12 protein-coding genes are annotated in these 13,943 nt (G+C 70.3%); 6 read left to right on the top strand and 6 right to left on the bottom strand.

Going from position 1 to position 13,943, the window contains the following annotated elements; translation table 11 throughout:
• Positions 1-86: 86 nt before the first annotated feature.
• The gene (locus AOP78_RS05090; protein ID WP_062202138.1) at positions 87-548 is read right to left on the bottom strand and encodes a GNAT family N-acetyltransferase; all 462 of its coding nucleotides are present in this window, start codon (positions 546-548) and stop codon (positions 87-89) included.
• Positions 549-555: 7 nt separating this feature from the next.
• Positions 556-906 carry a hypothetical protein gene (locus AOP78_RS05085; protein ID WP_062202137.1) on the bottom strand — a complete coding sequence of 117 codons (351 nt, stop codon included), beginning with the start codon at positions 904-906 and terminating at the stop codon, positions 556-558.
• Between the two features lie 143 nt (positions 907-1,049).
• On the opposite strand from AOP78_RS05085, the gene AOP78_RS05080 reads away from it, so the two are divergent.
• From AOP78_RS05080 to AOP78_RS05070, 3 genes are all read left to right on the top strand, one after another.
• Entirely contained in the window at positions 1,050-2,039 is a 990-nt protein-coding gene (locus AOP78_RS05080) for an EamA family transporter (RefSeq protein WP_062202136.1), read from the top strand.
• 109 nt (positions 2,040-2,148) lie between these two features.
• Entirely contained in the window at positions 2,149-2,361 is a 213-nt protein-coding gene (locus AOP78_RS05075; protein ID WP_062202135.1) for a hypothetical protein, read from the top strand.
• Between the two features lie 86 nt (positions 2,362-2,447).
• Positions 2,448-5,375 carry a helix-turn-helix transcriptional regulator gene (locus AOP78_RS05070; protein ID WP_152659409.1) on the top strand — a complete coding sequence of 976 codons (2,928 nt, stop codon included), beginning with the start codon at positions 2,448-2,450 and terminating at the stop codon, positions 5,373-5,375.
• A gap of 96 nt (positions 5,376-5,471) precedes the next feature.
• Here the strand turns inward: AOP78_RS05070 and AOP78_RS05065 are convergent, their stop codons facing one another.
• From AOP78_RS05065 to AOP78_RS15630, 3 genes are all read right to left on the bottom strand, one after another.
• Entirely contained in the window at positions 5,472-6,059 is a 588-nt protein-coding gene (locus AOP78_RS05065; RefSeq protein WP_152659408.1) for a hypothetical protein, read from the bottom strand.
• 255 nt (positions 6,060-6,314) lie between these two features.
• Entirely contained in the window at positions 6,315-7,655 is a 1,341-nt protein-coding gene (locus tag AOP78_RS05060) for an RNA polymerase sigma factor (RefSeq protein WP_236685317.1), read from the bottom strand.
• A gap of 3 nt (positions 7,656-7,658) precedes the next feature.
• Positions 7,659-8,741, bottom strand: coding sequence for a DUF4192 family protein (locus AOP78_RS15630; protein ID WP_062202132.1), 1,083 nt, complete (start codon positions 8,739-8,741; stop codon positions 7,659-7,661).
• Between the two features lie 110 nt (positions 8,742-8,851).
• Between AOP78_RS15630 and AOP78_RS05050 the strand changes: the two genes are divergently transcribed.
• Positions 8,852-9,934 (top strand): polyprenyl synthetase family protein, encoded by a 1,083-nt coding sequence (locus AOP78_RS05050; RefSeq protein ID WP_062202131.1) that lies wholly within the window; start codon positions 8,852-8,854, stop codon positions 9,932-9,934.
• 35 nt (positions 9,935-9,969) lie between these two features.
• Here AOP78_RS05050 and AOP78_RS05045 read toward each other — a convergent pair whose 3' ends face one another.
• Positions 9,970-10,320 carry an Rv2175c family DNA-binding protein gene (locus AOP78_RS05045; RefSeq protein WP_062202130.1) on the bottom strand — a complete coding sequence of 117 codons (351 nt, stop codon included), beginning with the start codon at positions 10,318-10,320 and terminating at the stop codon, positions 9,970-9,972.
• A gap of 112 nt (positions 10,321-10,432) precedes the next feature.
• Between AOP78_RS05045 and AOP78_RS05040 the strand changes: the two genes are divergently transcribed.
• Together AOP78_RS05040 and pknB are read left to right on the top strand one after the other, a co-directional pair.
• Positions 10,433-11,803 carry a LysM peptidoglycan-binding domain-containing protein gene (locus tag AOP78_RS05040; RefSeq protein WP_236685298.1) on the top strand — a complete coding sequence of 457 codons (1,371 nt, stop codon included), beginning with the start codon at positions 10,433-10,435 and terminating at the stop codon, positions 11,801-11,803.
• Between the two features lie 103 nt (positions 11,804-11,906).
• Positions 11,907-13,901, top strand: a complete 1,995-nt coding sequence (gene pknB / locus AOP78_RS05035) for a Stk1 family PASTA domain-containing Ser/Thr kinase (RefSeq protein ID WP_062202129.1) — start codon at positions 11,907-11,909, stop codon at positions 13,899-13,901.
• Positions 13,902-13,943 lie beyond the last annotated feature (42 nt).

The raw sequence follows: 13,943 nt of genomic DNA, 5'->3' as shown, positions 1-13,943 counted from the left end.
GATTCTACGGACCCCCGCTGACACAGCCCACCCTGGCACGCCGCGCGGCTTGTCGCGGGCCCTGTCGCGGGCCACGTCGCGGAGCCTCAGCCCTGGGGACGGTGCCTCACGTGAGTCATCGCGATGTTGTCGCTCTTGACGAAGAAACCGAGCTCCTCGTAGATGTCGCGGCCCATCGGGGTCGAGTGCAGCTCGACGACCTCGATCCCTCGCGCGTCCGTCTCCTTCAGCAGCGCCGCCATCACCGTGCGCGCGTAGCCCTTGCGCTGATGCTGAGGCGCAGTCGACACCCATTGGACGTATGCGACCTCATGCGAGGACGCCCCGGGCCGTGGGAGTCGCGGCCCGATGTTCACGAGACCGCAGCAGGCGAGCCCGCCCTCGGGCGCGTCGATGACGACGCCGATCAGGTCGTGCCCCAGCCGCGTGCGCACCGTGCGCGTCGAGTCCGCGGCCCATTGAGGGGTCGGCTTGGCGCCGACCGCCTTGTACATGAGCGCGCCGAGGTGCACGATCTCCGCCGCGTCGGACGCGACGGCCTGCCTCACCCGCGGCTCAGTGCCACGCGACCGCGACGATGACATTCAGGATCGTAAGTCCCCCGATGGAGCCCCACACGGGCACCGGGACGGACTCCTTCTTGCGGTTCAGGATCACGAGCACGGCGACAGCGAGCGCCACGAGCAGCTTGACCGTGATCTTCACGTTGTCGATGTAGTCGCCGTTGCCGCTGCCATACGCGACCCCCACGAGCGCGACGCCCGTGACGAGCATCGTGAGCGCCCCATGGAACATGCCCGCCGGCAGCGTCTTGACCTTGTCCTTCATCGTGTAAAGGAAGCCGCCCAGCAGCGAGGCCAGGCCCAGGAAGTGCAAGATCAGCAGCACGGTCCTCAGAATGGTCACGAATGTCGCTCCTCACCTCGACTCGCGAGCGCCGGGGACTCGGCGACGCCGTCTCGAAACGATGCTAGTGCCCGAAGCATCCCGCGACGCGCAGGTGCCGCCGCCTCTCCACAGGCCTGGCGCCGGCGCCCTAGTCTGAGCCCGTGAACGACTCCGCGGCGGTGCGCCGCTCCCCCGCGCTGGGCGCGGCCTTCGTCATCACGGGCGCCTTCCTGTTCGGCTTCAACGGTTCGATGACGAAGGTCGTGATGCAGGCGGGGATCTCTCCCGAGCAGCTCACGTTCATGCGTGTTCTCGGCACCTCGCTGATCGCGGGGGCCGTGCTCCTCGTGACCGATCGGGCGCAGTTCCGGCTGTCGTTCGCGGACCTGGGCCGGTTCGCGGCGCTCGGCATCGCCGGACTCGCGATGGTCCAGTGGCTCTACGCGGTGGCCATCAAGCACCTGCCGGTCGGTGTCGCGCTGCTGTTCGAGTACATGGCCGTGATCATCGTCGCCGTCGTCGCGCGCGTGGTGTTCAAGGAGAGCGTGCACCCGCGGCTGTGGTGGGCGATCGGGGCCGTGCTCGTCGGGCTGGCCGTGGTGGCCGAGGTCTGGGACTCCTCCCTGTCAGTGCTCGGCGTGGTCGCGGGGCTCGGGGCCGCGTGCGCGTACGCGTTCTACTTCCTCGCGGGCGAGCGCTCCGTCGCGGGACGCCCGCCCATGGCTGTCGCCTTCTGGGCCTCCACCTTCGCAGCGGCATTCTGGCTCGTGTTCTCGGGCTGGTGGACGATGCCGCCCGGCACCTTCACAGCGGACGTCTCGTTCGGAGGTGCGCTGGACAGCATCGTCACGCCGATGTGGGTCCCGTTGGTCGCCATGGTCGCGCTCGGCGCGTTCGCGCCGTTCACGCTGATCTTCATGTCGCTCAGGCACATCAGCGCCACCGCGTCGGGGATCCTCGCCTCGTCCGAGGTGCTCTTCGCGTTCACGGTCGCATGGCTGTGGCTCGGTGAGACCCTCGCTCCTCTGCAGATCATCGGCGCGGCAGTGGTGTTCGTCGGCATCGTGGTCGCGCAGACGGCGCGAGAGAAGCCCGCTCAAGCCAGCCCTGACGACGCTTTCGCGCTCGCCGTCCCTCCCGAGGCGCCCTAGGGGTACGGCCACGCAAGATAGGGATATCTCCCGATACCGCCGCGCCGGCTCAGAGCGCAGGCTGATCCCTGACGGAACGCGTGGACGCGCCCGTCGAGGGGAGATCATCATGGACCAGCTGGTCAGCATGTCGTGGACCCAGTCGCGACCGACGGACGCCGAGCTGTCGCGCGCGGCGTCGCTCGGATACGAGCGCGAGCAGCGCGCGGGGCGCAACGCCGGCGCACCGACCGGGTCTGGTCGCCGAGCGCGGTTCGTCGAGCGATGGCACGCGCTCACCCACACCGGCCTGCACCGGCACGGCGCAGCGGGGGCGCACTGATCGACAGCACCCTGGCAGCACCGCGTGCCAGGGATGATCGATAGGCACCCGAGACAATTCCCCGTCGGGCGTGCGAGCATGGAGCGGTGACGCCGGCCGCAAGCGCGACGCAGATGGTCGGGCGCGACGCCGAGCTGGGGGTGCTGCTCCGCGCGCTCGATGACGGCGCGCGCGGGCAGCCGCGCGCGATCGTCGTCAAGGGCGAGGCAGGGATCGGCAAGACCCGCCTCATTCGGGAGTTCACGAGGATCGCCTCGACCCGCCCCGCTCCCCCGACCGTGATCCTTGCGCTGAGCCAGTGCGTGGACCTGGGTCCGATCGGCGCCCCCTTCGTCCCCGTGCGCAGGCTCCTGCGCGATCTTCTGGCGCAGGTCGGACGTGACGTCTTCGAGAGGGCGGCGGGAGGGCCCGCCGTCCTGGCGACCCTGGGTGCTCTCGTTCCGGAGCTGCAACCGGAGGCCTCCTCCGGCGCCACTGGCAGCGGGGACTACGTGGCCGAGGCGATCGAGCGTCTCCTGGAGGTCTTGTCGCAGGAGCTCCACCTCGTGCTCGTCATCGAGGACATCCACTGGGCCGATACCGCGACGCTGTCGCTGCTTCGTACGCTCTCCTCGACCCTGCGAGGCTCCCACCTCACTCTCGTCTCGACCTTCCGCACCGAGGAGGTGGCCAAGGACGCGCCTGCCCGCAAGCTCGTCACGGAGCTCGAGCGCAACCGCTCGGTCGGCATGCTCGAGATTCCTCGCCTCGGGCATGACGGACTCGCGCAGCTCGCGGCTCAGATCCTCGAGAGGCCGGTGACGGCCGACGAGCTCGCCGCGCTCGAGGCCCGCAGCGAAGGCGTCCCGTTCTTCGTCGAGGAGCTGCTGGCGATCGCGCAGACCGACCTTCCCGCCACACTGCGTGACGTGATCCTCGCCCGCGTCGAACGGCTGCCCGAGGCCGCCCACGCGGTGGCGGTGGCGGCCTCAGTGTGCGGCGTGGCGATGAGCCACGCGACCCTCGCCTCGGTATGGGACGGCGATGAGCACGAGCTCGCGCAAGGGCTTCGCGATGCGATCGATGGTCACGTGCTCGTCGTCGACGGCGAGAGATACCGTTTCCGGCACGCGCTGATCCGCGAGGCGATGCTTGAGGACATGCTCCCGGTCGACCGCGCGGAGCTCCATCGGAGGATCGCGCACATGCTCCAGGCACGCGTTGATTGGGGGGACAAGGGCTCTGCCGCTGCCGCGGCCGAGCACTGGCTAGCGGCGGGCGACCAGGAGGCTGCCTTCGAGGCCACCGTCGAGGCGATCGCGCACGCACGCGCGACGCTCTCAGTGGAGAGCGCCGCGCGCCTCGGTGAGCGGCTACTGGATCTGTGGCCTCACGTCTCGGAGCCCGAGGCCGCGGCCGGCGTGGGCGAGCACGAGCTTCGTCTGCAGATCTCCCGGGACTTCGCCACGGCGCATCAGCTCCGCGACTGCATGCGGGTGGTCGAGGACGCGATTGCGCTGGTCCCTCCGGATCGTGTCCATCTGCGGGTGCAGCTGCTCTTCGAGCTCATCCAGGCCAGCCTCGAGACCGAGCAGCGTCAGCACCTCGTCCGCCGCCTCGACGAGGTCGACTCGCTCCTGGAGGGATTCGAGGACGACGAGTCGCGGCGGCTGCGCGCGCTGTCGCTGTCGTATCGGGCGGCGCATGTACGGGACGGCGACCGCATGGGCATGCTCGCGGAGGCGCTCGCACTTGCCGAGACCGTCGATGCTCCGGAGGTCGCAGGCCATGCGCTCCTGACGCAGGCGCGGGTCAGGTGGCGCGACGGACGTGTCGAGGAGTCTCTCGAGGATCTCCTGAAGCTCGAGCCTCTGGTCGAGGAGGGGTCGGAGCTGTGGTTCATGACGGTCGACAACATCGTCGTCGCGTTGATGATGCTGGGACGGTTCGACGAGTCCGCGACGAAGGGACTCGCGTGCGCTCAGCGAGCGCGAGAGCTGGGCCGGGAGCGCGCCGGCGCGCACACGCTGAGCAACACCGCCGAGGCGCTCACGTCCTCGGGGAGGGTCGACGAGGGTCTCGCAGCCGCTCGTCGCTCTCGCGAGCTCATGGGCAGCGACTCGCTGCAGACCACGTTCAACGCGCTCCAGATCGAGGGCATGGCCCTCGTCTGGGGCGACCGCATCGCGGAGTGCGACGACCTGCTGGGTCAGTCACGCGACGCGTGGGAGGTCGCAGGTCAGGATCTCCAATGGGTGGGGGTAGCGAATCAGCTGCTGATCGACCGCGCGCTCGCCAAGGTCCACGACGCTCGCCCGGCGGAACGCTCGCGAATGGTCGAGGAGGCGATGTCTCTGCTCGCGCCCCTGACGTGGGAGCACGCCGAGGACGCGCCGACGGACATCGACGTCCTGCTGCTCTCGGGAGCGGCGCTGCTCGCGGCCGCCCGCAAGCACTCCGCTCTGGACCCGTCCTCGCACATCGCCCGCATCGAGTCCCTCACGGCCAGCCTGAGCGAGGGCTACTGGACGGATCGGCTCGGACCCTATGTCGACGCCTACCTGGCAGACGCGAAGGGCCGTCCCGGTACCACGCGGCTCTGGCGGGATGCGTTACGGGTGGGTGAGTCCGGACGCGTTCCACTCAGGCTCCGGCACCTCGCGCGCCTTCAGCTTGCCGAGGCGTTGGCCTCTGAGGGAACCAGGGGCGACGCACAGTGGAACGAGGCGATCGCACTGTTGAGATCGGTCGTGGCGGAGGCGCCCGCCGACGGCTGCGGTCTCGTGGCCCGGTGGGCACGTGAGCTCCTCGCGCGTCTCGGCGACGCGGCCGCGGGCGCCACAGCACCCCTCGGCGATCTGACGGAGCGGGAGCTCCAGGTACTCGAGCTCGTCGCGCAGGGTCTGACGAACGCTGCGATCGCGAAGCGGCTGTTCATCTCGCCGAAGACGGTGAGCGTGCATGTCTCGTCCATCCTGGCGAAGACCGGCGCGGCCAACCGCGCGGAAGCCGCGGTACTCCTGGCCGCCCGCTGAGCGGTGCCCGCTCTGTCTCCGCCCCACCGGGATGCCGCAAGATATGAGAGGGCCGCCTCCCCTTGGGACGCGGCCCTCTCACGTGTCTTCAGGCCGTCAGAACAGCAGGTCGTTGCCGGTCCAGTCCACGTCCTTCTCCACGAGTCGATAGGCACCGTTGCGCCACATGAACGTGCCGAGGGCCATCCCGCTCTCCGAGGTGCGGACGGGCCACGCGACGACGATCACGCGCTCTCCCTCTCCGCGGGCCTCGGTGATGACGGTCCCGCGGCTGCCGGCGAGCCTGCGCACGGTCGCGAGGGACTTGCCCTTCTTCACGCTTCCCCACACCGGCTTGTTGACGGTGTCCCCCGTCTGGACCGGCTCGAGAGCCCACATCGCCAGCTTCGAGCTGAGCTTCCAGCCTTGACCGGCCTTGACGAAGTCGAGCATCACCATGCCGTCGCTCCCCGTGGCGGCCTCCCAGATCCGCACCTGGTGGACCTTGCCATCCACCTTCATGCGCGTCAGCTCGTCACCCTTGCTGTCGAACAGCCGAGCCACCGTGGCGAACGAGCTCCCCGTCTTCGCCGCTACGAACTCGGAGCGGTCGACCGCGGCCGTGTCATCGGCGCTCGCGGCACCGGCACCGCCCAACGTCAGCGCCAGCCCCAGCAGCGCAGCCGTCATCGCCCTCTTCTTCATCCTGGTCCCCTTGCCTGAACCGCCGCCGGCGCCGGCGGCACCAGTCAGCGGCGCCCGCTCAGCCCTTCTGGTCGACGCCGACCCCCTGACGCGCGCGTGAGGCAGATGCTATCGGCATCCCGGACCTTCCGACACCAAGTGCCGCCCGTGTCGCCGCGCGGGGACGCGGTGACCTTGCGCGGGGCGGCCACCGAGGACGACGAAGGGGCCGCCTCACCGGTGTCGGCGGGGCGGCCCCTTCGTTGAAGGACTGCGTCAGTCCAGGTAGTCGCGGAGGACCTGCGAGCGCGACGGGTGCCGCAGCTTCGACATGGTCTTCGACTCGATCTGGCGGATGCGCTCGCGGGTCACGCCGAACACGCGGCCGATCTCGTCCAGCGTCTTGGGCTGGCCGTCGGTCAGGCCGAAACGCATGCCGACCACGCCGGCCTCGCGCTCGGACAACGTGTCCATGACCTTCGACAGCTCCTCCTGAAGGAGCGTGAAGCCGACCGCGTCGGCGGGCACGACCGCCTCCGAGTCCTCGATGAGGTCACCGAACTCGGAGTCGCCGTCCTCACCCAGCGGGGTGTGGAGCGAGATGGGCTCGCGGCCGTACTTCTGGACCTCGACCACCTTCTCGGGCGTCATGTCGAGCTCCTTGGCGAGCTCCTCGGGGGTGGGCTCGCGGCCGAGGTCCTGCAGCATCTGGCGCTGGACGCGGGCGAGCTTGTTGATGACCTCCACCATGTGAACCGGGATGCGGATGGTGCGCGCCTGGTCGGCCATGGCACGGGTGATGGCCTGACGGATCCACCACGTGGCGTAGGTCGAGAACTTGTAGCCCTTGGTGTAGTCGAACTTCTCGACCGCGCGGATCAGACCGAGGTTGCCCTCCTGGATCAGGTCCAGGAACAGCATGCCGCGTCCGGTGTAGCGCTTCGCGAGCGACACGACCAGACGCAGGTTCGCCTCGAGCAGGTGGTTCTTCGCGTGGCGCCCGTCGTTGGCGATCCACTCGAGCTCGCGACGCAGCTTGGGGGCGATCTTCTCCCCCGAGCCGAGCTTCTCCTCCGCGAACAGGCCGGCCTCGATGCGCTTGGCAAGGTCGACCTCCTGCTCCGCGTTGAGGAGCGCGACCTTTCCGATCTGCTTGAGGTAGTCCTTCACGGGGTCGGCGGTGGCGCCTGCCGTCGTGACCTGCTGAACAGGGGCGTCGTCGTCCGCGCGGTCCAGGACGAAGCCGGACTTCGAGTCCTCTTCCTCCTCCTTGACCTCGTCGGGGCCCTTCTCATCGGCAAGGTCGGTCTGCGGCTCGTCCGCGTCGACATCCTTGGGCGTGGCGCCGGTCTGCGCCGCCTTCTTCGTCGTGGAGGCGGCCTTCGAGGCCGTCTTCCTCGCGGCGGGCTTCTTCGCTGCGGTGGTCGTGGCGTTCTCCTTCGTCGTGTCGCCCGGGTTGCTGTCCGGGCTCCAGTCCTGCTGCGTGGCACGGTCACGGCTCGTCGGCCACCGCCATCCGCGCACCAGCCCCACGAGCGAACACGACGAGGGCGGCACCGACCGTCTCTCGCGTGACGTGGGAGTGAGCGTTGAGGCCGGTGACCGCCTCGCGCAAATCCATTAAAGTATAACGCCCACCGCAAGGAGCATGTTCCAGATCCGCGTGCGGGATCCTGCAAAGTCAACGCGGCCGCGCGACGTCACCGCGGTTCCCTGAGCCAGCCAGGAAGGATACCGCGCGCGGCGGTCTCGCCCACAAGCGCGGCGAGCCGCGAGCGCCCGTCGGCCTCGAGCGCCCGATCCGCGGCTCGCATGCATCTCGCCTGGTCGCCCGACCACCAGTCGATCAACGCCATCACCGCCAGTGCCGCCGCGCGCTCCTCGCCCACCGTCAGCGAGGCGACGTCGCCGAGCACGGCACGCAGGCGGTCGACCCGCCCCCCCGACGGGCTCCAGGTCGCCATGCATCACGCGGTCGAGCCGCTCCTCCGTGGCCGCGTCGGTACGGTCCTCGAGCAACGCCCGTTGCTGCGGCTCCTCCGCGCCGAAAGCCGCGAGGATGACGGCGTCTCGTACGGCGGGCGCCGCGAGCCCAGCCCCGAGCCTGCCCAGCCGCGGCGCCGACGGCACGGTGCCCTCCATCGCCTCGCTCCATTCCGCCAGCGCCGTCGCGCGCCACGCCGCCTCGCCATCCCGACGCCTCGCCAGGAAGCGCGCCCGCGCTCTGCGCGCGCGCCGCCGGTCCTTGGCGTCGAGCCCATGACCACGCCGGTCCCCCGTGACCGCACCTTGCCGGCCCGGCAGCGGTCGCCCGCCGGGAGGGCAGCATCCGGGGTCGGTGCATCCCGGCGACCAGTACCGGTCGCGATGGACCACCCACGTGTCCCGCACCTCGAGGTCGCCCCAGCCGCGACACAGTGGCTCCGACGCCTCTGTCCCCCAGTCGGGCGGCTCCTCCGCGAACTCGATCACATGGGCGCCCACCGATCCGGTGCGGCGGGCCTCGTCGACGATGGCCCGGGACATCGACAGCGCGACGTCCTCGAGGAAGCAGTCAGCACGGTCCACCCGGGCGGTCATGGCCACCCTGTTCGCGCGGTTCATGCCGAGCACCACGACGGAGTCGCGCGGGCGGAAGCCGAGAAGCGTGGGAACGGCGGCGATGAGGTCGCCCGGATCGGAGATTCTGATGATGTCGGCCATGACCCCAGCAGACCGGAGAGGTCAGGACCGCCAGGGCGATCAGCGTGAATCGGTGGAGGAACGGGACCGTGGTGCGGCCTGGGGACACCGCAGCACCCTAGGCTTGTCGCGTGCCAGGACAGCTCGACCTCTCCCCCGCCTCCGTCAAGGCGCGCGTCGACGCGCGCATCCGCGAGACTCTCGCCGAGACCGCGCTCGCGGTCGCCCCCGCCGGCGGCGCCGGAACCGAGATGATCGACGTGCTCGCGGCCTCGGCGCACGGGGGCAAGCGCCTGCGTGCCCTGCTGACGATCGCCGCGCATGCCGCCCACGGAGGGACCAGGGACGAGGCCGCGGTGTCCGTCGCCGCGGCGCTCGAGTGGTTCCAGACGGCGGCTCTCATCCATGACGACGTGCTCGACGGTTCGGACACCCGGCGTGGGCAGCCCGCGGCGCATCGTCGCTTCGAGGCGATCCTCGCGGTCACGGCGGAGCCCGCGATCGCGGCCGCGCTGGGCCGTTCCGCCGGGGTGCTCGCGGGGGACGTCGCCCTCATGACCTCGCATCGGGTGCTCGACGCCGCTCTGGTCGAGCTGCCCGACCCACGCCCCGTCGCCTCGCTGTTCGCCGCCATGTCCGAGCTCGTCACCGCGGGCCAGTACCTGGACATGCGGCTGGCTGGCACGCCGCTGCAGGGGCTCGGTGATCAGCGGGAGCAGATCGTCGCGACGATGCGCTGCAAGACGGCCTCGTACTCGGCGGAGGCTCCGCTCGCGCTAGGAGCCGCCGTCGCGGGCGCGGACGCCACGCGCGTCGACGCGATGAAGGCGATCGGCGTGCCCCTCGGCATCGCGTTCCAGCTTCGCGACGACATTCTGGGGCTCGTGGGCGCCCCAGCCGTCACGGGCAAGCCCGCTGGCGACGATGTCCGGGAGGGCAAGCGCACGCTGCTGCTGTGGCACGCCTGGACCGAGGGCACCGAAACCCAGCGCCTCACGATCTCGAGGGCGCTGGGCGACCGCGAGGCCGAGCAGTCGACGATCGACGACGCGGTCGCCGCGATCGTGGACGCCGGCGGGGTGGCGGCGGCCGAGCGAGAGATCGATGCGCTCGCGAGCCCGGCACTGCACGACCTCGACGCGCTGACGCTGGAGGCAGAGGGCGCCGCGGCGCTGCGCGACCTTGCGGTCGGGCTCACGACGCGAGCCTCCTAGCCCGAGGTTCGAGCAGGGCCGGTCGAGCAGGCGCGTCAGAGCAGCGTCTGAGCCGCCCTGCGCACCGCGGCGCGCTGCCCCTGACGCAGTGCCTCCATGGGAGTCGTGTCGAGCTCATCGGAGGGCGTGAAGAGCCACTCGATCACCTCGTCGTCCGACAGCCCCATGTCGAGCAGCAGCGTGAGGGTGCCCTTGAGGGTTGCGATGATGTGCGGGGCGTGATCGCCGGGGACGATGAAGTCCGCGGGCAGCGACAGCGCGTTGTTCTCTCCCCTGCGGACCGCGATGAGGGCGCGGTCGCGCAGCAGGTCGCGCACGCGCGAGTCGCGCACGGAGATGCGATCCGCGAACTCCGGGATGGACAGCCATTCGATGTCGTTGCTCACCCGCTCAGCGTATAGAACCGCGGCCCATCTCTTGCTCGATGTCCGACCCTGACTTACAGTCGCATATGTCACATCTGTCACATCAGCCCCACATGCCACACGGGAGGCCCACGTGAACAGCACCCACACCACCCACCTCATCCCACCCCGCAGGAACCGCCGTGCGGCCGCGGGAGTCGTCGCCGCACTCGCGCTCACCACCGCCGGAGGTCTCCCCGCCACCGCGGACGAGCGTCACCGCGTCTCCTCGGGAGAGACCGTGAGCGCGCTCGCCGTCGCGTACGGGACGACCGTCGCGACGATCGTCTCCGCCAACGGCCTCGACTCGCGCGCGACCATCTACGTCGGGCAGACGCTCTCCATCCCGACCTCGACAGGCACGAGCACGAAGACCGCCACGACCAAGACCTCCGGCACGCACACGGTCGCCGCTGGCGACACGGTCTGGGGCCTCGCTCGGGCGAACGGCACGACGGTCGCCGCCATCATCGCGGCCAACGCGCTGAACGCCTCCGCGACCATCCGCATCGGCCAGGTCCTCACGATCCCCGGCGCCTCGTCCTCGTCCGCGGCGTCCGCATCGTCCGGGGGATCGTCCTCCACGACGACCGCGACCCACAAGGTCGTCGCCGGAGACACGGTCTGGGACCTCGCACGCAAGTACGGCACCTCCGTCGCGAGGATCCTGTCGGCCAACGGGCTCTCCACGTCCGGCGTCATCACGATCGGCCAGCGGCTCACCATCCCCGGCGCCTCCGCCGCGGGCACGTCCGCCGCCTCGGGATCATCCACATCGTCCGCATCGTCCACGACGACGTCGACCACCACGACCACCGCCGCGACCGCGTCGCACACGGTCAAGAGCGGCGAGACGCTGTCGAGCATCGCGGTCAAGTACGGCGTCACGGTGTCGTCCATCGTGTCCGCGAACGGGATCAAGAACCCTGCCCTCATCCGCATCGGGCAGACGCTCACCATCCCCGGCGCCGTCTCGGGCCTGGTCGGCGACACGTTCGCAGGCCGCACCTACTCGACCGAGGTGGTCTCCGCCGCCAACCGGAACAAGGCCACGCTCCTCGCGATGTCCGTGCCGACCAAGGCGCAGATCCAGTCGATGGTCGTCTCCACCGCATCGTCCATGGGCGTCGACACCGCGCTCGCGCAGGCCATCGCCTACCAGGAGTCCGGCTTCAACATGCGCGCCGTCTCCCCCGCCAACGCGATCGGCGCGATGCAGGTGATCCCCACCTCCGGAGAGTGGGCCTCCGACCTCGTCGGCAGGGATCTCGACCTGCTCGACGCCGAGGACAACGTCGTCGCGGGGGTAGCGATCCTGCGCCAGCTCCTGCGCACGAGCAGCTCGCTCGAGACGGCGATCGCCGGCTACTACCAGGGCGCCGCCTCCGTACGGAAGTACGGGATGTTCGCGGACACCAAGCGGTACGTCGCGAGCGTGCTCGCCCTCATGGACCGGTTCGAGTAGCACGCACGCCGGGGAGCGCCACGCCAGCCCTGCGCGTTCACTCGTCACGCGGCTCGGCCCAGGCCTCCGCGGACCTCTCAGATCCCCCAACTAGAATGTGCCTGTGTCAGAGACCCTCACCGATCCCCTGCTCGGCCGCCTGATCGACGGCCGCTACGAGGTCCGCTCGCGCGTCGCCGCGGGCGGCATGGCCACGGTCTACGTCGCGTTCGACCGGCGGCTCGAGCGCGAGGTCGCGATCAAGGTCATGAGCCCCTACCTGGGCGACGACGGCGACTCGGCTCGTTTCGCCTCGCGCTTCCGCTCGGAGGCACGGGCGGCCGCGCGCCTCACGCACCCCGGCATGGTCCGCGTCTACGACCAGGGGCTCGACGGCGACATCGCGTACCTGACCATGGAGTACGTCGAGGGCGAGAACCTGCGCTCGCGCATCTCGCACGAGGGCACCCTCACGCTGGGCGAGTCGCTCGCGATCGCCGATCAGGTGCTCGACGCGCTCGCCGCCGCGCACCGCCTCGGACTCGTCCACCGCGACATCAAGCCGGAGAACGTCCTGCTCGACACGGACGGTCGCGCGAAGCTCGCCGACTTCGGTCTCGCGCGCGCCGTCGAGGACGCCGCCTCGACCACGACCACCAGTGGCCTGATCATGGGCACGGTCGCGTACCTGAGCCCCGAGCTCGTCTCCCACGGCACCACGAGCGCGGGCACCGACCTGTACGCGGTCGGGATCCTGCTGTTCGAGATGATCACCGGACGGCAGCCGTTCACCGGCGACGATCCGCACGCGGTCGCATCGATGCACGTGCACGAGGACATGCCTGTTCCCTCCGCGCACGTGCCATGGCTGCCCACCGAGGTCGACGGCCTGGTGCAGCGCCTCACCGCGCGCGACCCCCAGGACCGCCCTGCCGACGCCGCCGCGGCCCTCGTGGAGCTGCGCGCGGTCCGCGCGGTCATGGACGACCCGACGCTCGACCGCCGGGCGGATCCCCCTTCGGGCGCGGTCCCCGTGCGCGTGGCGACCGACCCGGACGCCACCACGGTCTTCGACCCGGCCCCCGCGGGCTCCACCGTCGCCCTGCCGGTGGGCCTCGCGACCGTCGACACCGAGGAGCCCATCGAGGCTGAGGTCCTCACGGGCCCTCTCGTCGTCCCGACCACGGAGCGCAAGCGGCCCCGACCCGCGCTGTGGATCGGCGCGATCACCGTCGCGCTCATCGTCCTGGGACTCGCGGGCACATGGTGGTACCTCACGATCGGACCCGGGGCGTACTCCTCCGTCCCCGATGTCACGGGGCAGGCGGAGGCCGATGCCACCGCGACTCTCGAGGAGGCCGGCTTCGTCGTCCTCGACTCCGAGCATGCCTACGACGACGAGGTGAAGGCCGGCGTCGTGCTGTCGTCGGATCCCGAGCCCGACCTCCGCGTGCTCAACGGCTCCGAGATCACGCTCACCGTCTCCGACGGTCCGCGCATGGCCACGGTCCCCGAGGTCACGGGCGGATCCAAGGACGATGCGGTCGCGACGCTCGCCGACGCCGGTTTCGACGACGATGGGGTCACGATCAAGCGCCAGTACTCCGACACCGTCGCGAAGGGCACCGTGCTCTCGATCGACCCGGCCGAGGGCGAGACCCTGCGCCACGACGCCGACCTCACGCTCACCGTGTCCAAGGGTCCCGCGCCGATCACGATCCCGAACGTGTACGGCATGTCCGAGTCCGAGGCGACCGCCGCGCTCGAGGACGACGCGCTCAACGTCACCGTCGAGTACGGGCGCACCGACGCCGTCGACACCGGTCAGGTGTACGCGCAGACGCCCAGGGGCGGCTCGGAAGGGTTCCGGACCGACAGCGTGACGATCACTGTGTCGGAGGGCCTGCCGCTCGTGCAGGTGCCCGACTTCATCGATCTCAAGGCCGACGACGCGGCCAGCGCGGCGGACGCCGCCAACCTTGAGGCGCAGTACAGCCCTCGCTTCTGGGACTTCATCACGGGCGACCTCAGCAAGAAGTCGAAGATCGTCGACCAGAGCCCTGATGCCGGCACCTGGGTCGAGCAGGGCACCACCGTGTACCTGATCTACGACAACTGACGCTCGACGCAAGAGGCGGGGCCCGGCATCAGCCGGGCCCCG

Source organism: Demequina salsinemoris, assembly GCF_000974805.1.
Classification (GTDB): domain Bacteria; phylum Actinomycetota; class Actinomycetes; order Actinomycetales; family Demequinaceae; genus Demequina; species Demequina salsinemoris.
The sequence above is the reverse complement of the archived record's forward strand: the minus strand, read 5'-3'. Positions and strand labels throughout refer to the sequence as shown.

Coding starts and splice junctions, on each gene's coding strand:
- AOP78_RS05075 (WP_062202135.1), top strand. CDS start 2,149: ATGGACCAGCTGGTCAGCATGTCGTGGACCCAGTCGCGACCGACGGAC.
- AOP78_RS05065 (WP_152659408.1), bottom strand. CDS start 6,059: ATGAAGAAGAGGGCGATGACGGCTGCGCTGCTGGGGCTGGCGCTGACG.
- AOP78_RS15630 (WP_062202132.1), bottom strand. CDS start 8,741: ATGGCCGACATCATCAGAATCTCCGATCCGGGCGACCTCATCGCCGCC.